Source organism: Chryseobacterium sp. AG844 (genome assembly GCF_003182335.1).
Taxonomy (GTDB): Bacteria; Bacteroidota; Bacteroidia; order Flavobacteriales; family Weeksellaceae; genus Chryseobacterium; species Chryseobacterium cupriresistens.
Window position 1 is genome coordinate 1 of sequence record NZ_QGTV01000023.1, and the last position, 19,483, is coordinate 19,483.

The following is a 19,483-nucleotide window of genomic DNA, read 5'->3' on the forward strand; positions in this document are numbered from 1 at the left end:
AAAGCACAATATACTTCCTGAGTTATTTAGCCAAAACTGTTCTCTCACCCCTTTTGCTTTGTATGTAAATTTATTCTTTTGCAAACATAGGAGCCGAAACTTAATACCCTATATCCTTGTCAAGGTTTAAAACCTTGACAAGGATTAACCAAAAAAAATCCTTTTTGAGCCATGCCCAAAAAGGATTTCAATTGATTGAATGTTCAAAAATGCCAACTAACCAGACATTCTATTAAAAATGTTGAAAGTTTTTCCCCAAATGCTCCTCTATCACAAAGAACGGATCTTCCGTAAGGGTGTGTGCTCTCATATCGATAAGACTTACTTTGCTCATCATACGAAGCATGATCCTTCTTTCACATGGCTGTTCTACACCGTCAATATTTCTTATTCCCGCACGGAAGGCCGATCTTCCATGAGCACATAAGTGATTATTAACAAGAATAACATCACCAGCCTGAGGAGTAAATCCTGAATAAATCAAATGTCGGGCTTCTTCCCAGAACTCATGCAGTGTATTCTGCGCTTCATCAGACTGTCTGATGCTGGAATTGAAAAGCTGTTCAGCAGCATCGAATCTCATAAAAGGAAGGCTGTAATTGCCATACAATACAGAATCCAGGGTTTCTTCTTCACTGTTTCCCGTTTCCAGGTTGGCGTCTTTCGGAATTTTATAAATAGGATCAAAAAGAGCTCTGTACTTTTCCCCGATAGACTCATGAGAACGGATGGAATATAACGTTGAAGGGACCTGCTCTTCATTTCTCACATACATAAAGCTTAAAAAATCAGCCTGATGTTTCAGAAAAGCGTCTTCCGTATGGACATATAAATCTGTAGAAGATCCTGATCCGGTTTGCGTTTCCTTCATTTTTTCATCAGGAATGATGGCATGGATCAATCCGCCGCCTTTACGCTGCGAATAATATTGTACCGGTTTTGATGGAAGTGCGCCATGGATGAGTGCACATGCAAAGCCATATAAATTAAATTTTGAATAATCGGCCGCCTGCCAGTTGGGAGGAGTAGAGCCTATATTCTCCTGATCGATATCCATGAGTCCGGTAAAGATCAGTGCTCCATATTGATTTTTTGAAAAGTCACTCGCAAAATCAGCCGCTATATTTAAAATTCTCTCTGGTAAAAAATAAGACGCCAACTGATGGACATGTTTTATAAAATCACGGTTTTCATAAGTGTCATACTTTTTCTGAAGATGCAAAGCCGCATCTTTTATCATTCTTCTTTCCTGAGAGGTGACTTCTATGACCGTAGGAAGCAGTTTTACAGCTGTTAAACAGTCTTTATCTAAAATTTCTGTAGAATTCATTAAAAAAAATTTGGTGTTAAGTAATAATTTTTATCTTTGTTTTTAATTATTCTAAATAACAATAGCCGAGTCAAATTTAGTAATAATTACGTAATCACCAAATAAAATATAATAAAAAATGCAAAATTTAAAAACCTGACTATCAGATATATATAACCATATATCGAAAAAACCACAACAACTCACAGATTTAAAAAATCACATTACAAAACTTTTATGAACAACAATTTAATATCCCTAGAAACGCTCGCAAGCACCACTTCACCTCACATTTCGGGGAATTTTGGGAATATTTTTCATCCTGACAATTATGATCATTATCGTAATGCTGTCAACAGTACTTTAGACCTGGTTCAGGAATTTCTTCACAGAAACAACAAGCCTTTCAGTGGTATCGAAGCCAAAACAATGAAAGGAATGGTACAACAGATTGATCTTAATCAAAAACTATCCAATTATAATGAGCTGCTGGCTGAAGTAGATGAAATCTATGTGAAACATGCCACCGCTTTTCACTTACCACAATATGTAGCTCACCTTAACTGCCCCGTAGTAATTCCGGCATTGGCAGGTGAAATCCTTGTAAGCGCCATCAATTCTTCTCAGGATACTTATGATCAGAGCGCGGGAGGAACCTTTATGGAAAGAAAACTGATCGACTGGACTGCGGGTCAGATTGGATATAATACGAATGAAAGCGATGGTGTTTTCACCGCAGGAGGCTCACAGAGTAATTTAATGGGATTGATCATGATGCGTGACTGCTTTTCTCAGAAAAGATATAACCACAATATTAAAATGGATGGTCTGCCAGTGGAGGCAAGCCGTTTCAGGATATTTGTTTCCGATAAATCTCACTTCAGCAATCTTAAAAATGCATCCATTATGGGACTGGGTGAGAAAAGTATTGTTAAAGTTCCGACCGATGAACGTTTCCGTATGGATATTTCTCTTTTAAAGAAATACATTAAGAGGGAAGAGCAATTAGGAAATATTCCTATCGGAATCGTAGCGACAGCCGGAACTACAGACTTTGGAAACATTGATCCACTGGATGATATTGCCAATATTACAGAACACTATAACATCTGGATGCATGTAGATGCCGCTTACGGTTGTGCTTTATTATTAAGTGAAAAATACCGTGATCTTATCAATGGTATTGAAAGAGCCGACTCTGTAACGATTGATTATCACAAATCATTCTTCCAGCCGATCAGCAGCAGTGCTTTTATTGTGAAAAACAAAAAAGAACTGTTGATTCTTAAACACCACGCCGATTATCTGAATCCGAAGGAAATGGACGAGGAGGAAATTCCGGCACAGATCAATAAATCCATTACCCAGAGTACAAGAAGATTTGATGCGTTAAAACTTTGGTTTACCATAAGGATGATGGGGAAAGAACAGTTGGCAGAATATACAGACACGGTGATCGATCTTACCAAAGATGCTGCAGCGATGATCTCTGAAGATACTGATTTTGAACTTCTTTCAGATTCCGACTTAAGTGTTCTTGTTTTCAGATATGTAAATCCGGAAATCAGTGATCTGAATGCGCTGAATCAATACATCAAGATGAAACTGTTCTACAGCGGAGAAATCCTTGTAGCAAGTACAAAAGTGGATGGGAATTTCTATCTGAAGTTTACGTTCCTGAATCCGATTACGACTACGGAAGACATTCATCAAATTCTCACCACAATCAAAAATCATGGAAAAGACTTTAATTCAGAAAAATAGAACAGGAGAAAAAGCCCGGGAAATTACTTTCAGGATTCTATTGAACGGAATGCTGAGAGAACTGGGAAACGGAAAATTCTACCACGGCGTTCCGAAGTATGATCTTCTCACGGCAAAAGCTCTTCAGAACAGTGATTATTCATTGTTTATGAGATTTGAAATGAAGAAAAGCGGACTGTTTTTATTTGCTCCGGTTTCCTATCGTTCAGAAACTCTTTTTCATGAATACGGACCTGTTTTATGGGCGGTAGATCATCAAAATCAAAAAGTTTTTGAAGTGAATGATCAAAAGCTTACTGAACTGGTTTACAAAGAACTTTCTGAGACTACCAACGAAACGGGTTTCAGAAACTTTGTGGAAAGAATTCAAAGCAGCTTAAGAAATCTGGAACAGACAACAGAAGCTTGTCTTCAGGACGATCAGTTGTTGACCTATTCTTTCCTTGAATCTGAGCAAATGCTTCCTGCAGGCCACAATCTGCATCCTTTCACCAAATCAAGAATGGGATTCTCTGAGGAAGAACAGTTGTTATACGGCCCTGAATTCGGAAAAGGATTCCAGCTGGACTATTTCCTGATTCATAAAGACTGCATCACGGAAAAGTCTCTTCCGGGAATCTCGGCCAAAGAAATCTTTGAAAAATGGACTTCTTTACCGGAAAGCTACGATTTTGAAAACATCAATAATTTTTACATCGTTCCATGTCATCCATGGGAAGCACAATATCTTTTATCAACAGCAGAATACCCTGAAATGCTGGGTTCCGGGAAAATCATTCACATCGGACCTTTAGGAGAGGATTTTTATGCAACATCTTCCATAAGAACGGTGTATAATCCGGATTTCAGCTGGATGTTGAAATTTTCTCTGCATGTTTTAATGACAGGATCTGTAAGAACAAACAGCTTAAAAGATCTCAACAGAGGTTATGCTTCCGCTATCTGGTGGCAGCACGAAAAAGCTTCATTTGAAAATGACTTTCCGAATTTTAAATTATTACTGGAACCATCCACGTTAAGCGTTCATTATGAAGGGAAGAATATGGACAGTCTCAATATTCTGCTCCGTGAAAATCCTTTTTCAAATGAAGATAAAGTGATTCTGTTAGCAAGGCTTTGTCAGGATGAATCTACAGACGGATTCAATTTTACGGCGCATTTCTTTAAGAATGTTGCGAATCAACTGGGTGTAGATGCAGAAAAAGCAGCCATTATCTGGTTTGAAAAATACATAAATCTGTTGCTTTCCCCTTTGAACAGATTGTACAATCAATTAGGGATGGCGCCGGAAGTTCATCAGCAGAATCTGCTTGTACAATTGGATAATCAATTGCTTCCTCAATCTATTTATGTGAGAGACGGACAAGGTTATTTAATCAAAGAAAGCTTTAAAGGAAAATATGAATCTCTGATCAAAGATTATCCTGAAGTGGAAGATCTTTTCATCAGGGATGAGCGTCTTCTGGATATTATTTCTCACCATCTTCTGGTAAGTAACCTGAGCGCACTGATTGCTTCAATAGGTAAGACGGGACTGGTTAAAGAAAGAAGATTAATCCATATTCTGTACAGAGAGTTTGAAAATCTTCATGAAACTGAACCTTCCTCATTAACGGATTATGCTTTGAATCAAAGATATTGGGCAGTAAAATCAAACCTTCAGTCGGCGGTTGCTGATGTAGACGGAGGCGTGAACGCTTCTTCAATTTCTTATGCTACAGTTCCGAACCTTCTTCACAAGCACTTCTTCTCAGATCAATTAATCAATCCGCAGGGAACAGAGGTTTTCTTTAAGAGATACTTTCAGAAAGAAGACGTGACGATAAGTATGCGTCCTATAGATCTTGAAAACGACCTTGAAATGCTTCACGAATGGTTCAACCGTGAACATGCCGTAAAAATCTGGCAGATGAACTGGCCCATTGACGAATTGGAAACCTATTACAGACTGATGCTTCCAGGTGATGAAGCCCACAGCTATATCATTGCAGGAAACGATGAACCTTCATGCAATTTTGAGGTGTATTGGGCCTGCAGAGATATTGTAGGCGATTACTACGAAGTATTGCCTACCGATTACGGAACGCACCAGTTCATTGCACCTACAGATCCTAAAAAGAAATTTGTATCTCCATCTACGCAGTCTATGGTTGACTATGTTTTTGCACAGCCACAGGTAGGAAAAATGGTAGGCGAAGGATCTGTAGACTCGCTTGCGTCTATGATGAATAAAGCTCATGTAGGATTCAAAGTAGATAAAGTAATTGAAATGCCTCATAAAAAAGCCAATCTGAACTTCTGCTACAGAGAATGGTACTGGGAAAAATTTCCACAGAATAAAGAGGTACAAATCACCACAAACATCACAAAAAATGACTAACGAAGCCGTATACAATGTAATAGGCATAGGGATTGGCCCTTTCAATCTGGGACTTGCCGCATTATCCAATCCGATTCCGGAACTGAAAGCCCTTTTCCTGGACCAGAGAGATGGTTTCGACTGGCATCCGGGATTAATGATCGACCATGTAACCCTGCAGACTCCATTTTTATGCGACTGCGTATCCATGGCTGATCCTACGAATCCTTTGAGCCTTTTGAATTATCTGAAAGAAACCGGAAGACTGTATAAGTTTTTTATCAGAGAAGACTTTTTCATTCCGAGGAAAGAATACAACCGTTATTGCCAATGGGTGATTGAACAGCTTCCACAGTGCCGTTTTTCTACTCAGGTAGTGGATATTACTTATGAAGATGGTTTATATCATGTAACGACTATTCATACCAAAACCAAAGAAACTACGGTTTTCAAAACGGAAAGATTGATTTTAGGGACCGGAACCCAACCCCATATTCCTTCTTTCATTCCGAAAGATGATTCCCGTGTTATTCACACCAGTTCTTATCTGTATAGAAAAGAGGAATTGTTATCTCAGGGAAAGAAAATTGCCATTATCGGATCCGGACAGAGTTCAGCAGAAGTTTTTTATGACCTGCTTCAAAACAGGAATGAAGAAACACATCTGGGTTGGTATTCCCGTCCGGACAGATTTTTCCCTATGGAATATTCTAAACTGACACTGGAGCTTACTTCACCAGATTATGTAGACTATTTCTATAACAGAAGCGAATCTGCAAGAAAAACAATTTTAAGCAAGCAGCAGGCTCAGTTTAAAGGAATCAATTACGATCTGATCAACGATATCTACGATTTTATTTATGATCTGAATATCGACAATGCGGATCCTAATCTTACAATTATTCCTAATAGTCAGCTGAACAGAGTAGACAACAGCAATCCGGATTTCATCAATCTTGAGTTTACCCAACTGGAACAGGAAGTACCTTATGACCAGGAAGCGGATTATCTGATTCTTGGAACGGGATACCGCTATCACGAGCCTGCATTCTTGCAAAATATTCAGGATAGAATCAAAAGAGATTCCAGCGGATTGTTTGATGTCAACAGGAATTATTCAATAGACCATAACGGGGGCGAAATTTATGTTCTTCATGCCGAAGTTCATACCCACAGTTATATTTCTACCGATCTGGGAATGGCTGCGTACCGTAATTCCTACATCATCAATGATATTCTGGGAAGAGAGTATTATAAAATTGAAAAGAAAATTGCTTTCCAGGATTTTGATGTCGAAAAATATGCTGACTTACCAACTGCCAAAATTTAATTAAAAAATGAACACCAACTTAAAAAATACAATAAGCCAGGAAAACTGGAATCAGGCCAACAGAAACCTAATGGCCAAAACCATCGCAGAACTGATGCACGAAGAGCTTCTGAAACCTGTGGTAACCTTTGAAGAACAGGACGGATATACAGTTTTCAAGCTCGAAACAGGATTTGAAAATATTTCATACAGCTTCCGCGGACAGGAAAGAATGATGGATTATTGGCATATTGATAAAGACAGCATTACAAAAACAGAAAACGGTGAAGATTTATCTTCAGTAGATGTGGCGGCTTTCTTCCTCGAAATGCAGTCTGTTTTTGACTTAGATCCCTATACGATTGCAAGATACACGGAAGAATTACTGCATACGCTGTATTGTGATGCTTTAATCTTGTCAAAAGGAGTGATATCTTCAAAAGAGCTTGCTGATGCAGATTATCAGACGGTAGAGCATAATATGACCGGACATCCTTGGGTAATTGTGAACAAAAGCCGGTTAGGTTTTTCTCCAAAAGACCTGAAAACATTTGCCCCTGAAGCCGACGAGAATCTAAAAGTGATCTGGCTGGCTTCCCATAAAAGCAGATCTTCATTCCAGTCTTTGGAACATATTGACAGAGAGCAGTTTTATCGTTCCGAAATAGGAGACCTGCTGTATAATGATTTTCAGCAGCAACTGATCAGCGAAGGAAAAATTGTTGAAGATTATCATTTTATCCCTGTACATCCATGGCAGTGGGAGCACAAGCTTCAGATTCATTTTGCAGGGGATATTGCTTCCGGACTTTTAATACAATTGGGTGAGGGTAGTGACACCTACAGTCCGCAGCAGAGTATCCGTACTTTATTCAATGTAGATCATCCTAAAAAGAGATACCTGAAAACCGCTGTTTCTATTCTGAGTACAGGAAATATCAGAGGGTTATCACCTAAGCAGATGAAAATTGCTCCAGCCATTACAGACTGGGTAAAAGGCTTAATTAAGGATGATGCTTACCTTGAGAACAAAGAAACGATTTTCCTGGGAGAAGAAGCTGCTATTACTTATCTGCACCCTCAATACGGAGCTATTGCCAGCGTTCCTTATCAGTATAATGAATTCCTCGGAGCATTATGGAGAGAAAGTGCTGAAAACTATCTGAAAGAGGATGAACAAATGGTGACGATGGCTTCTTTACTGTATGTAGATGAAAGTGGAGTTCCATTGGTTCAGGCATTTGCTGAAAAAGCAGGAGTGAGCATTAAAGAATGGATTGAAAGCTATCTTGATGCTTATCTTACGCCTTTACTGCATATCTATTATACGCATTCATTATGTGTAACGCCACACGGAGAAAACATTATGGTGGTTTTGAATAACGGAGTTCCAAAAAGAATCGTAATCAAAGATTTTGTGGATGATATTGTACTTACTACAGAGGCTAGAGAAAAACTTCCTGCACACCTTGCAGATGGTTTGATTCAGTCTTCCAACAAAGAAAATATTCCATTGTTTATTTTGCTTGGCGTTTTTGATGCTTTCTTCAGATATCTGTCGAATGCTTTGCATACGTATTCCGGTTTTAAAGAAGAAAAATTCTGGGAATTGGTTCACAACTGTGTAGAAAACTATAAAGCTGAGAATACCCACCTTCAGGAACGATACGAAAAATATGACCTGTACGTGCCGGTATTCAAAAGATTCTATATCAACAGTCTGCGTCTGAAAAATAACGGTTACAGTGAAAACAAGGCATTTGCCATTCCGAGAAAAGACGGAGCGCTGCCTAACCCACTGTATCAGATTGCCAATAAAAATTCTGTAGCAGCAGTATGAGGAAATTCCTGCATATCTTAAAAGAAGGAGCGGTTTTTGCCTATGGGGCTGTCGCCGGGAAAAAAGTCGAGCTGACTTCCGGAAGCATCAACCGTTCCATCTTTAGTCTTGCCATTCCTATGGTGATGGAACTTGTCATGGAATCTGTTTTTGTGAGTGTCAATCTATTGATTATTGCAAAATTAGGCGACAAGGTTCTTGGGCTTGTGGGAATTACTGATAACTACATCAACTTCGCCTATGCCATCGCAGTAGGTTTGGGAATTGCAGCAGCAACCCTTACCGCCAGAAGAGCGGGCGAAAAAGATAAACAAGGAATGGGAAGAACAGCCCAATACATCATCTTGCTGGCTCTGTTTTTTGCAGTGCTTATTGGTGGGGTTTCCTGCTTTTTTGCATCAGAAATTGTTGATTTTCTGGGAATCAATGCCAGTACGGTAACCGAAGGAGTTTCTTTCTCGAGACTGGTCTTCCTGAGTATCGGGCTGGTGATTCTCCGCTTGTCTGTCAATGGGCTTTTCAGAGGGGCAGGTGATGCCGATATTGCCATGAAATCACTTTGGATCTGCCATATTTCCAATATCATCTTTGCGGTAATCCTTGTTTTCGGATTAGGATTTATTCCTGCTTTCGGATTGATGGGATTGGCGTATGCTACGGTTTTATCAAGGACATTAGGAGTTGTATATCAGGCATTCATATTCGCCACAGGAAAAACCAGCATCAGCATCAGAGTTCCTTTTCAGCTTGATCTTACATTGTTACAGAAGATTCTGAAACTCGCCTTTGGAGGATTGGTTCAGTATATCATTCCTACATCCAGCTGGCTGATTATGGTGAAAATCATCTCTACTTTCGGAACAACCGCGCTGGCAGGATACATTATTGCCCAGCGTATTGCTTCGGTCGCAACAATGCCTGCCTGGGGAATAGGAAATGCAGCAGGAGTGCTTACAGGACAGAATCTCGGTGCCGGAGAACCGGAACGTGCAGAAAAAACAGTCTGGAGAGCAGGAACCATCAACATGACATATCTGGTACTTGTAGCCTTATTCTGGCAGATTGCTGCTGAATATGTGGTGAAATTTTTCACTACAGAACCGGAAGTTGCCAGATATGCGGTTCAATACATCCATGTGGTCTCTATGGCTTATCTGCTTTTAGGATTCACCATGGTGATCAGCCGCGCTTTGAATGCCGCCGGAAACATTCTACAGGTTACATTACTGTACCTCGTCATGTTTTATGTGATTCAGCTGCCTATGGCTTATCTCTTAGGGGTAAGACTTCATTGGGAACTGAGAGGAATATTTACCGCTATCGTTTCTTCGGAAATAGTTTTGGCTGTGCTATTCCTCATGATTTTTAAAAATGGAAAATGGAAAACTATAAAAATTTAAAATGAACACTACAGAAGAATTTTATGAAATAATCGCCTCTGCCATCGCCATAAAGAAAGAATTGGTAGATGAAAAGCTAACGTATCAGGAAATCCCGGAATGGGATTCTATGTCTCATCTTCTGATCGTAGAAGCGCTTGAACAGTTTTATCAGATCAAGTTTGATTTTAACGATATTCTGGAGATGGGAACCGTCGGCAAGATTCGTGAAAAAATGAAAAAATACGATGTATTCGTAGAAAACTAAGCCTATGAAAATTTTAGAAAATGTAATTGCCAATAAGAACTTAAGGTTTACAGATGCTTCCACCGGTACAACAATACTGGTGGGAACACTGTACCGGTCTTTAGGCTTAAACCCGGTAGAAAAAGGGCTGCTCTTTTTATACAATGACAATCAGCTGTCAAGTATTGAAGTGCTCCTCAATTTTTACGGAACAACACACACCATTGCGGTATTGGGGCAGAAACTACATGAGGAATTCAAAGAACGTATTGAGGCAGAATACCGTCCGAAATACATCTTTGATCCGCAAAGAGAAGTCATTGAAGGATATACTCTGAAAGCATTCTCAGACAACATCAGCATCTTCGCAAAGGATGATTATAAGAGTGAAGTTACCATTCATCCTGACATCAAAATTCTTTTGAGTACTTCAGGGACAACAGGTGTTCCGAAATTGGTTAAATTATCTGATGAAAGCCTTTATCAGAATGCATTGAGCATCCTTCAGTACATGCCGATTCTGGATACTGATGTAGTTCCTTTAAACGTACCGATCAACTTTGTATACGGATTCTCTATTTTCACCACCAACTGTATGCGTGCCGGAAGAATCGTTTGTACGGATAAAGACATTATGCAGAAAGCATTCTGGGATGAAATGGAGGAGTATGGTTACAGTACTTTGGGTGGAGTTCCCTTTCTTTATGAAAACCTGAACAGAATAGGATTTTTCAGAAAAGATTCTCCAAGTCTCAGATATTTTACCCACACCGGAGGAGTGATCAACGCTGAATTGAGAAAAACTATTTTCTCTTATTGTCATGAGTTTAAAAAAGATTTCTTTGCGCAATACGGACAGACAGAAGCAGGCGGAAGAATGGCTTACCTTACCACAGAAGGATTACTGGAAGAAGAAACTTCTATCGGAACTCCTGTACATAATGGAAATTTCAGAATTGATCCTGAAACGGATGAACTTCTCTTTTCGCATACCAGTATTTTCGGAGGCTATGCCCATAAACTGGAAGATCTTGCCACTTATGAGCAGCCTTCTGTACTACATACCGGAGATACTGCCAGAAAAGGTGAAAACGGAATTTATTATATCACAGGAAGAATAAAGCGTATCATGAAGCTTTTCGGAATACGTCTTAATCTCGATGAGGTAGAATTTATCCTTAAAAATGAAATGCAGGGCAATACTTTCGTATGTCTGAATGCCAATGATAAAAAAATCGTGGTATTGTATGACAATCCGGAAATAGATCCTCAGATCATCACCGAAACCATTAAAAATAAACTGCGTATCAACCCCCAATATGTACGCACAGAACGTATAGAATCATTCCCATTATCACAAAACGGTAAAATAAACTATCCCCTGTTACAAAACTTACAGCATGAAAACATCTAAAACCCTTATATTACTTCTTGGTCTTGCTTTATCTTCAAATTCGCTTTCTGCACAACAGGGCGACAGAATTCATGGCAAAATCATGCTGTCTGAAAAAGCACCGGTAAAAAATGCTATTTTAAGACTTGTCAACACGTCTTATCAGGCAAAAACCAATAATTTAGGAGAATATTACTTTGAAAATGTGCCACCTGGAGAATATACGCTTCAGGTGGTTTTAAATGACATCGAACTGATGAGAGAACCCATCCACATTCAGAAAGATGTCTATGAAATCCCTGCGATCTACGCTCCTTTACACAATAATGTGATTGAAGGAATTACCGTATATGCAGTGAGCAGAAATAAATTTCTGGATAAAGACAGTACTTCAGTGGCTAAAATGCCTCTGAAAGTTCTTGAAAATCCACAGGCCTACACAAGTATCAACCAGCAGATTATGAAGGAACAGCTTACTTACGATATTTCGGAAGTATTGAAAAACGTTCCGGGTATGGTAAAAATGCAGGGTAGTCCGGGAAGAGGCTCCGGAGACGGAAGTTTCTACTACAGCCTTAGAGGTTTTCCTACCAAAGTATCGATGGTAGACGGAGTGCCTGCAACCACTAACGGAGAAATAGATCCTGCCGATCTTGAGCGTCTTGAAATCATCAAAGGTCCTTCAGGAACATTGTACGGAGGTGCTGTAACTTCCTTTGGAGGTCTGATTAACGCAGTAACCAAAAAACCGAAGGATTATTTCGGAGGAGAAGCTTCTTATCTGATGGGAAGCTACAACCTGAACCGTGTTACCGCTGATGTTTACGGACCGATTACAGAGTCCAGAAATATGTTATTCCGTTTGAATGCGGCATACCAGTATCAGAATGGTTTCAGGGATTCTGAATTCAGAAAATCATTCTATGTAGCCCCTACAGTCAGCTACCAGGTTAATGAAAGGTTGAAATTTAACTTAGGAGCTCAGATTTATAATTATGAAGGAACCAATACTCCGATTATTTTTCTGACCAGAACAAGACCCTATGTTGCTCATACACCAGATGAACTTGGATTCGACTGGAAACGATCTTACTCCAACAATGATATGACTTTAAAAGCTCCGTCTATCAATGTAAAAGCAGAGGCTAATTACAAAATTTCGGATCAATGGACTTCGCAAACGTTGCTTTCAAGAAACTTCAGAAAAACGGAAGGATTATATCAATATCAGTTTATCAGAGGGACAACCAGTGATGCTCTGCTGGAACGTAACGTACAGTGGCAGAACTCTGAAGCTTCTTCTACAAGTGTTCAGCAGAACTTCAACGGAGAATTTAATATCGGAAAAATTAAAAATAAAGTGTTGATCGGATTAGATTATTTAAATCAATCGATCAACAATAATCATTCTCCGATTGTAGTGTATGATTACATTGATGGGACAAATCCTACGGGGCCGGTAGTGGCACCGGTAACCGGAGTTTATGGTAATATATCCAGAGATCTGGCACTTCAGAAAATTCAGACTGCAACTCAGGCTGCTATTGTGGCAGGTAAAACGCCTTTGGTAAGAAATAGCAATTCATCCAACCTTTATGGAGCTTATATTTCAAACGTAACCTATATTACAGACCGTTTGATTACGCTTTTAAGCTTGCGTATGGATCATTACGAAAGTAAAGGACAGCTTAATCTGAATGATAACAAACGTACCGGTGATTTCAGTCAGACCGCATGGTCTCCAAAAGTAGGAATTGTATATCAGATCGTTAAAGATCAGTTATCTGCCTATGGTAATTATATGAACGGCTTCAGCTATACAGCTCCTGTTACCCAGCAGTTACCGGACTATAGCGGAGATATGAAACCACAGATGGCCAATCAGTGGGAAGTAGGAATCAAGGGAAATCTTTGGAGAAACAAAGTGAATTTCACAGTTGGATACTACGATATCCTTGTTGATAATATCCAGAGAGGAAGTGGCGTAATCCGTGACGGAAAAGAATACAACATTGTTGTTCAGGATGGAAAGCAAAGAAGCAAAGGGATTGAAATCGAAACCATCATGAATCCTGTTCAGGGATTAAACATCATGGCCGGATATAGCTATAACCACAGCAGATATGAAAAGGCTGATCCCGCTATAGATGGGCGCCGTCCGGAATCTGCAGGTCCTGCCAATGTATTCAATTCATGGATCAGTTATATCCTCCCAATCAAAGGACTTCAGGGACTTGGGTTGGGTTTCGGGGTAAATCGTGTTGGAAAACAGATTACCGGAAATAAAACCGTTACCGGGCAATTTTCATTTCCTGCCTATACTTTAGTGAATGCTTCCATTTCCCTTGAAAAAGAAAGATACAGATTAGGATTTAAAATGAATAACCTGGGCAATGCACAATATTTTGCAGGGCAGGGAGTGGTAGTCGCTCAGATGCCTCGTAATTTTGTTGCTGAGGTAAGCTTTAAATTTTAAGAATGAAGCTGAAGTTTAGAAAAATTGCCTATCAGTTACATCTATGGCTCGGACTAACGTCCGGGCTTATAGTTGTTACCATGGCTGCTACAGGATGTATACTGGCTTTCGAAGAAGAATTAAAACATATTGTTCATCCCAACCGATATTACGTTGAAAACATCGGAAGAACCAAACTTTCATTGGCTGAACTTACGGAAAAAGCAGAAAAAGCACTTCCAGAAGGTTTAAAAGTCAAAAGGGTAGTCATGTCTTCCGATCCCTCACGGACCTATGTATTCCGTATCTTAAAAATGGATAACGAAGCAAGGACGTATTGGGGAACTTATCTTTATTATTATCGAATTTATGTAGATCCTTACACCGGAAAAGTGCAGGAAGTAGAAGATGCCAAAAAAGACTTCTTTGAAATTGTCCTGGATCTTCACAGAAGACTTTTGCTGGGTGAAAAAATCGGAAAAGCGATTACCAGCTACTCCACATTGATATTTGCCGTGATTCTTCTATCGGGACTTGTGATATGGTATCCCCGAAAAATGAGTAAAGCCATGCTGAAAGGAATGTTTTTCATTAAAACAGCAGCCAATTGGAAAAGAATCAACTATGATGCTCATAATGTCTTAGGATTCTATGCCATCATTCCTTTACTCTTAATCTCTTATTCTGCATTGATATGGAGCTTTGAAGATGTAGATCAATGGGTCAAGAACACACTAAACGGAAACATTCCAACAGAAAAGAAAGTCAAAAGTACAATTCCTTCCGAAGAATTTTCAAACCGTGAAAATATCCTCAATCTCATCGGAAATACCATGGAAAAAGGATTGAAAGACAAGAAATCAGCACTTGTTAATTTTCCAAGATCGGAAGAAGGAACCTATTATGCTGAGCTGACTTATGACGGAAGACAGTATAGGAATGAACATTTTAATTTTGATCAATATTCAGGAGAAGTTTTAAAATCTCAATCATATAAAAATAAAAATATCGGATATGGAATCGCATTAAGAGAAAGAAATTATGATCTTCACACCGGAAGTATCCTGGGACTGACCACCAGAATTATTTATTTTCTGGCAGCCATTATCGCACTATCACTCCCGATTACCGGTTTTATTATCTATTTGAATAAGAAAAAGAAGAAACCAAACCATAAGAAAAACAAAGTAATTTTTCCTTCTCATCATTAATAAAGAGAAGAGGTTATCTCAAATGACAATAATCCGACCTTTGTCATTCTGACGAAGGAAGAATCTCATTAATAAATTAGGTTAAGAGATTCTTCACTACATTGCATTTCGTTCAGAATGACACTTTTGAAATAACCTCTTTGCTTTTCCATTCAAAAGTAAAAATAACAGTATAAAATTTTATTGAAGATAAAATCCTCGCGCCTTAAAACGCATTGTTTTAGCCATTATTTGCGTCTTCGCGTTTTCCAACAAATAAATAATCAGCTTATCAATCCTTTCACATTCTTCGAAAAAACCTCAATCCCTTTATTCATCTCATCAAAATTAAGATCTCCAAATCCTAAACGCATTGCCGTAAGAACTTTATTCTGATACAACAGTGTTTTAGGAATAAAAAGATTATCCCTTGCACAATTCCGGCTCAGCTGCATTAGATTCAATGGGATATTCCATTCCAGCCATATGGCCAGCCCTCCGGAAGGTTTTTGAAAAGAGATAAAATCACCCAGATTCTCTTCCAGCAACAAAGAAAAATAATCACGCCTTTCCTGATACACTTTTAATGACTTTTTCAGATAACGGTTGATTTCTCCCTCTGCAATCATTTCTCCTAATGCCCTTTCCATCAGAATATCTCCCTGACGGTCGATGATCCCCAGATATTTACGCATCTCTGTCATCAGATTCTCTGGAGCAACAATAAATCCTGTCCTGAATCCCGGAGCCAAAGACTTTCCAAAAGAGCCGATATAGATCACCATTCCGTTCGTATCCGCACTGGCTAAAGGAAGAATGGGGCTTTTATCATAATGAAATTCATAATCATAGTCGTCTTCCAGGATAATAAATCCGTATTCATTCGCTAATTCCAATAATTCAAATCTTCTCTGTGCACTCAAAGCAACGGTAGTAGGATAGTGGTGGTGCGGTGTCAGATAAAGCATCCGGATTTTCTGCTTTTTACAAGCTTCGCGAACGCTTTCTACTATAATTCCTTCTTCATCAATCGGAATCGAAACAATATCAACCCCAGATTTCATAAAGATCATATTAACGGAAAAATAGCTTAAAGCTCCTACTAATACGGTATCACCTTTGGAAAGAAGAATCTCGGAAACAATATAAATACTCATTTCCGTGCTTCTGGTAATAAGGAGATTATTCTTAGAAATAGGAAGTCCGCGGGAAAGATTCAGGTATTGGGATAAATGTTCTTTAAAAAATTCACTTCCGTCATGATTATAATGCCCAAAAGCTTTCTGGCTGGATTTGCGTTTCAGGATAGAACTGTAAAACCGTGAATGCTGTCCGATTTGCGTTAAGCGGATATCCGGTACCCCATCATTAAAGACATATTCACAATTGGAATGCTCGAAAGGATTATCTAAAATATTGGATGTTTTAAATGAAAAACCAGTCGAAACAGGGTAGTTCTGAAGGTTATTTTGCTTAAAATGATTCAACTTAACAGGTTTTTCCTGATCTTTTCCAATCACAAAAGTTCCTTTGTTGGGAAAACTCTCCGTCCAGCCCTGCGCAGAAAGTTCATCATACACTGCAACCGCTGTATTTCTATGGATTTCCAGCATTTCACTGAAAGTTCTTGTCCCCGGAAGCTTGGTTCCGAAAGGCAAAAATCCCCGCTGAATCGCATTGATCAGCTGATTAGCGATCTGCAGATAGATAGATGTTTCTGATTTTCTATCAATTTTTATAAAACTTTCGTAAGGAATTTTAACCGGACTATCCATAATATCAAAACTGGCACCATACAACCATCCGGCAATATACTACTTTTGACATCAAAATAAAAATCTATGGAATTTCATCATCTGTTAAAAAAAATTGTACAGGAAGGAAGTACCCACGCCAAATGGCTGAACACGCTTTCATTTATGGAAAATGCCGGTGCAAGAAAAATATCAAAATGTGAACATCCAACATTAGTTTCTCAAATCCAGCTGAAACACGCTGCTGAAGAACACCGCCACGCTTATTATTTAAAAAAGCAGATTGGGAAAATAAACCCTGAATTATGCAAAACCTATGAAAGCACAGAACTTCTGGCTCCTATCGCAACAAGCCAATATCTTCACTCATTAGATATTAAAGCCTGCCGTTATCTTCAGGAAGCTTTCCAACTTAATAAAACAGATATCAAATATGCTGCCTATCTTTTCGTAACCTATGCTATTGAGGTTCGGGCGGATGAACTTTACCCTGTTTATCAGCAGGCACTTACCGAAGCTTCTTCTAAAATTATGGTAAAATCCATTATCCTTGAAGAAGAAGGACATCTGGAAGAAATGATTCATCAGCTCAATGAATTCTCACCAGACTGGAAACACCATGCAGATCATATTCTGGACATAGAAAAAGAACTGCATAAAGAGTGGATTAATGCGATTACAGAAGAAGTAGCTCAATTAAATTATGCTTAGCAATACTTCCCATTTTCAGGAATCCCTTGATAAACGAAAAGAGAAGGGAATCTTAAGAAGTTTAAGGCTTCAATCAGATGGAATTGATTTTTATTCCAATGATTATCTGGGGTTTACAAAAAGTAAAGACCTTCAAAAATTACTGCTACAAAAGATTATGGACAACCCTCAATTGCTTTCGGGAAGCACAGGTTCAAGGTTAATTAGCGGAAACAGTGATATTGCAGTTTCAGTGGAAAATGAGATTGCGCAGAAACATCATTTTGAATCGGCATTGCTCTTCCCATCCGGATATAATGCCAACCTTGCTTTGTTTTCAACGCTTCCCAGCCGTCATAATGTCATTATTGTGGATGAACAGATTCATCGGTCAGTACATGATGGCTGCAAACTATCCAATGCTAAAAAACTGAAATTCAAACACAATGATATCGAAGATCTTGAAAATATTTTAAAAAGACAGAAAGGACATTGTTATATCGCGATAGAAAGTCTTTATTCGATGGAAGGAGATTTTGCTCCTGTTCAGGAAATCGCTGCCCTTGCCAGCAAATATAAATCTTCTTTGATTGTTGATGAAGCCCACGCCTTCGGCGTTTTTGGATATGGATTGATTGAAAAATTACAGTTACAGAACCATGTTTCAGCAGCTTTGGTGACCTATGGAAAAGCTCTCGGGGCTCATGGAGCAGCTATTCTCTGTACTGAAACAGTGAAATCTTATCTGATCAATTTTGCGAGTCCGTTCATCTATACCACATCAGCACAGGATTTTCAATGGATGAGTATCAAAACAGGATATGAATTTTTAGATCAAAATCATGAACTAGCTGAAAAACTTCAGAATAACATCAAAGTTTTCCGAAGCAGTAAATTACAGTCTCCATCGGCAGAAACAAGTCCAGTGCAGGCTGTACTCATTCCTGATAACCAAATACTTAAAGCAGCGCAGAATACTTTATCAGAGGAAGGCTTTTTAACTTATGCTATATACAGTCCCACAGTAAAAGAAGGAAGCGAACGCTTGAGGATATGCCTTCACAGCTTCAATTCAGAAGAGGAAATTATAAAACTGACAGGAATTATTAAAGAATTTATTTAAAACAAAAAATAAACTTTTAATACCGGATCACGAATCCCGAACCCCGCATCACGAAAAACATGAAACTATTTATAACAGGAATAGGAACCGAAATAGGAAAAACAGTTTGCTCAGCCGTTTTGGTTCAGCATTTTAAAACAGAATACTGGAAACCGATACAATCTGGTGATCTTCATTATACAGACAGTCATAAAATTGAAGAATGGACAGACACCAACTTTTGCCATCCGGAAACTTACCGTTTACAGCTGGCAGCTTCACCACATCAGTCTGCAAGAGAAGAAAATATCACTATGAATCTGAATGATTTTCAACTCCCCAAAACAGCAAATCCACTCATTGTAGAAGGAGCCGGGGGTCTTATGGTGCCCATTTCAGACACTACATTTATGATTGATCTGATTGAGGAATTAAACATTCCTGCAGCGCTGGTTGTAAGAAACTACCTGGGCTGTATCAACCATAGCCTGCTTTCAATCTTAGCCTTACAACAGAGAGAAATTCAGCTGGAATATTTAATTCTTAACGGAGATTTTCCGGAAGATACAGAAAGAGTAATCTGCAGTTTTATCGAAAAAGAAACAAAAGTTATAAAGATCCCGGAAATCAGAAATACGGATAAGGAATCTGTACAACATGCTGCAAAGCAATTAGTAATAACAAAATTATGA

At 38.8% G+C, this 19,483-nt stretch carries 14 protein-coding genes; 12 read left to right on the forward strand and 2 right to left on the reverse strand.

The genetic code is table 11. The features are described from left to right. Window positions 1–232 precede the first annotated feature (232 nt). Entirely contained in the window at window positions 233–1,330 is a 1,098-nt protein-coding gene (locus DEU40_RS18465) for a TauD/TfdA family dioxygenase (protein WP_110011213.1), read from the reverse strand. A gap of 216 nt (window positions 1,331–1,546) precedes the next feature. Between DEU40_RS18465 and DEU40_RS18470 the strand changes: the two genes are divergently transcribed. From DEU40_RS18470 to DEU40_RS18510, 9 genes are read left to right on the forward strand one after another with little or no spacing between them, the layout of a single operon-like run. Continuing rightward, window positions 1,547–3,073 carry a pyridoxal phosphate-dependent decarboxylase family protein gene (locus DEU40_RS18470; RefSeq protein WP_110011214.1) on the forward strand — a complete coding sequence of 509 codons (1,527 nt, stop codon included), beginning with the start codon at window positions 1,547–1,549 and terminating at the stop codon, window positions 3,071–3,073. After that, window positions 3,045–5,453, forward strand: a complete 2,409-nt coding sequence (locus DEU40_RS18475) for a GNAT family N-acetyltransferase (protein ID WP_110011215.1) — start codon at window positions 3,045–3,047, stop codon at window positions 5,451–5,453. The genes DEU40_RS18470 and DEU40_RS18475 overlap by 29 nt, the downstream gene beginning before the upstream one ends. Then, window positions 5,446–6,762: a lysine N(6)-hydroxylase/L-ornithine N(5)-oxygenase family protein gene (locus DEU40_RS18480; RefSeq protein ID WP_110011216.1), complete on the forward strand. Its 1,317-nt coding sequence runs from the start codon at window positions 5,446–5,448 to the stop codon at window positions 6,760–6,762. Before DEU40_RS18475 ends, DEU40_RS18480 begins: the two co-directional genes overlap by 8 nt. A 7-nt stretch (window positions 6,763–6,769) precedes the next feature. Then, window positions 6,770–8,581 carry an IucA/IucC family protein gene (locus tag DEU40_RS18485; protein WP_110011217.1) on the forward strand — a complete coding sequence of 604 codons (1,812 nt, stop codon included), beginning with the start codon at window positions 6,770–6,772 and terminating at the stop codon, window positions 8,579–8,581. Continuing rightward, on the forward strand, window positions 8,578–9,981 hold the full coding sequence (locus DEU40_RS18490; RefSeq protein ID WP_110011218.1) for an MATE family efflux transporter: 1,404 nt from the start codon (window positions 8,578–8,580) through the stop codon (window positions 9,979–9,981). The genes DEU40_RS18485 and DEU40_RS18490 overlap by 4 nt, the downstream gene beginning before the upstream one ends. A gap of 1 nt (window position 9,982) precedes the next feature. After that, a complete protein-coding gene (locus DEU40_RS18495) occupies window positions 9,983–10,228 on the forward strand; it encodes an acyl carrier protein (protein WP_002979498.1) in 246 nt (81 codons plus the stop codon). Between the two features lie 4 nt (window positions 10,229–10,232). Then, the gene (locus DEU40_RS18500) at window positions 10,233–11,621 is read left to right on the forward strand and encodes an AMP-binding protein (RefSeq protein WP_110011219.1); all 1,389 of its coding nucleotides are present in this window, start codon (window positions 10,233–10,235) and stop codon (window positions 11,619–11,621) included. Then, on the forward strand, window positions 11,608–14,076 hold the full coding sequence (locus DEU40_RS18505; RefSeq protein WP_110011220.1) for a TonB-dependent receptor: 2,469 nt from the start codon (window positions 11,608–11,610) through the stop codon (window positions 14,074–14,076). Before DEU40_RS18500 ends, DEU40_RS18505 begins: the two co-directional genes overlap by 14 nt. Before the next feature lie 2 nt (window positions 14,077–14,078). After that, a complete protein-coding gene (locus DEU40_RS18510) occupies window positions 14,079–15,266 on the forward strand; it encodes a PepSY-associated TM helix domain-containing protein (protein WP_110011221.1) in 1,188 nt (395 codons plus the stop codon). A 263-nt stretch (window positions 15,267–15,529) separates the two neighbouring features. On the opposite strand, the gene DEU40_RS18515 is transcribed toward DEU40_RS18510, so the two are convergent. Next, on the reverse strand, window positions 15,530–17,020 hold the full coding sequence (locus DEU40_RS18515) for a PLP-dependent aminotransferase family protein (protein WP_110011264.1): 1,491 nt from the start codon (window positions 17,018–17,020) through the stop codon (window positions 15,530–15,532). A gap of 66 nt (window positions 17,021–17,086) precedes the next feature. Between DEU40_RS18515 and DEU40_RS18520 the strand changes: the two genes are divergently transcribed. From DEU40_RS18520 to bioD, 3 genes are read left to right on the forward strand one after another with little or no spacing between them, the layout of a single operon-like run. Further along, the gene (locus tag DEU40_RS18520) at window positions 17,087–17,710 is read left to right on the forward strand and encodes a hypothetical protein (protein ID WP_110011222.1); all 624 of its coding nucleotides are present in this window, start codon (window positions 17,087–17,089) and stop codon (window positions 17,708–17,710) included. Beyond that, a complete protein-coding gene (locus DEU40_RS18525; RefSeq protein WP_110011223.1) occupies window positions 17,703–18,812 on the forward strand; it encodes an aminotransferase class I/II-fold pyridoxal phosphate-dependent enzyme in 1,110 nt (369 codons plus the stop codon). Before DEU40_RS18520 ends, DEU40_RS18525 begins: the two co-directional genes overlap by 8 nt. Before the next feature lie 59 nt (window positions 18,813–18,871). Next, window positions 18,872–19,483 (forward strand): dethiobiotin synthase, encoded by a 612-nt coding sequence (gene bioD, locus DEU40_RS18530; protein ID WP_110011224.1) that lies wholly within the window; start codon window positions 18,872–18,874, stop codon window positions 19,481–19,483.

Bases quoted from the DNA above. Each gene is read 5' to 3' on its own strand.
- DEU40_RS18465 (WP_110011213.1), bottom strand. From the start codon at position 1,330: ATGAATTCTACAGAAATTTTAGATAAAGACTGTTTAACAGCTGTAAAA.
- DEU40_RS18470 (WP_110011214.1), top strand. From the start codon at position 1,547: ATGAACAACAATTTAATATCCCTAGAAACGCTCGCAAGCACCACTTCA.
- DEU40_RS18475 (WP_110011215.1), top strand. From the start codon at position 3,045: ATGGAAAAGACTTTAATTCAGAAAAATAGAACAGGAGAAAAAGCCCGG.
- DEU40_RS18480 (WP_110011216.1), top strand. From the start codon at position 5,446: ATGACTAACGAAGCCGTATACAATGTAATAGGCATAGGGATTGGCCCT.
- DEU40_RS18485 (WP_110011217.1), top strand. From the start codon at position 6,770: ATGAACACCAACTTAAAAAATACAATAAGCCAGGAAAACTGGAATCAG.
- DEU40_RS18490 (WP_110011218.1), top strand. From the start codon at position 8,578: ATGAGGAAATTCCTGCATATCTTAAAAGAAGGAGCGGTTTTTGCCTAT.
- DEU40_RS18495 (WP_002979498.1), top strand. From the start codon at position 9,983: ATGAACACTACAGAAGAATTTTATGAAATAATCGCCTCTGCCATCGCC.
- DEU40_RS18500 (WP_110011219.1), top strand. From the start codon at position 10,233: ATGAAAATTTTAGAAAATGTAATTGCCAATAAGAACTTAAGGTTTACA.
- DEU40_RS18505 (WP_110011220.1), top strand. From the start codon at position 11,608: ATGAAAACATCTAAAACCCTTATATTACTTCTTGGTCTTGCTTTATCT.
- DEU40_RS18510 (WP_110011221.1), top strand. From the start codon at position 14,079: ATGAAGCTGAAGTTTAGAAAAATTGCCTATCAGTTACATCTATGGCTC.
- DEU40_RS18515 (WP_110011264.1), bottom strand. From the start codon at position 17,020: ATGGATAGTCCGGTTAAAATTCCTTACGAAAGTTTTATAAAAATTGAT.
- DEU40_RS18520 (WP_110011222.1), top strand. From the start codon at position 17,087: ATGGAATTTCATCATCTGTTAAAAAAAATTGTACAGGAAGGAAGTACC.
- DEU40_RS18525 (WP_110011223.1), top strand. From the start codon at position 17,703: ATGCTTAGCAATACTTCCCATTTTCAGGAATCCCTTGATAAACGAAAA.
- bioD (WP_110011224.1), top strand. From the start codon at position 18,872: ATGAAACTATTTATAACAGGAATAGGAACCGAAATAGGAAAAACAGTT.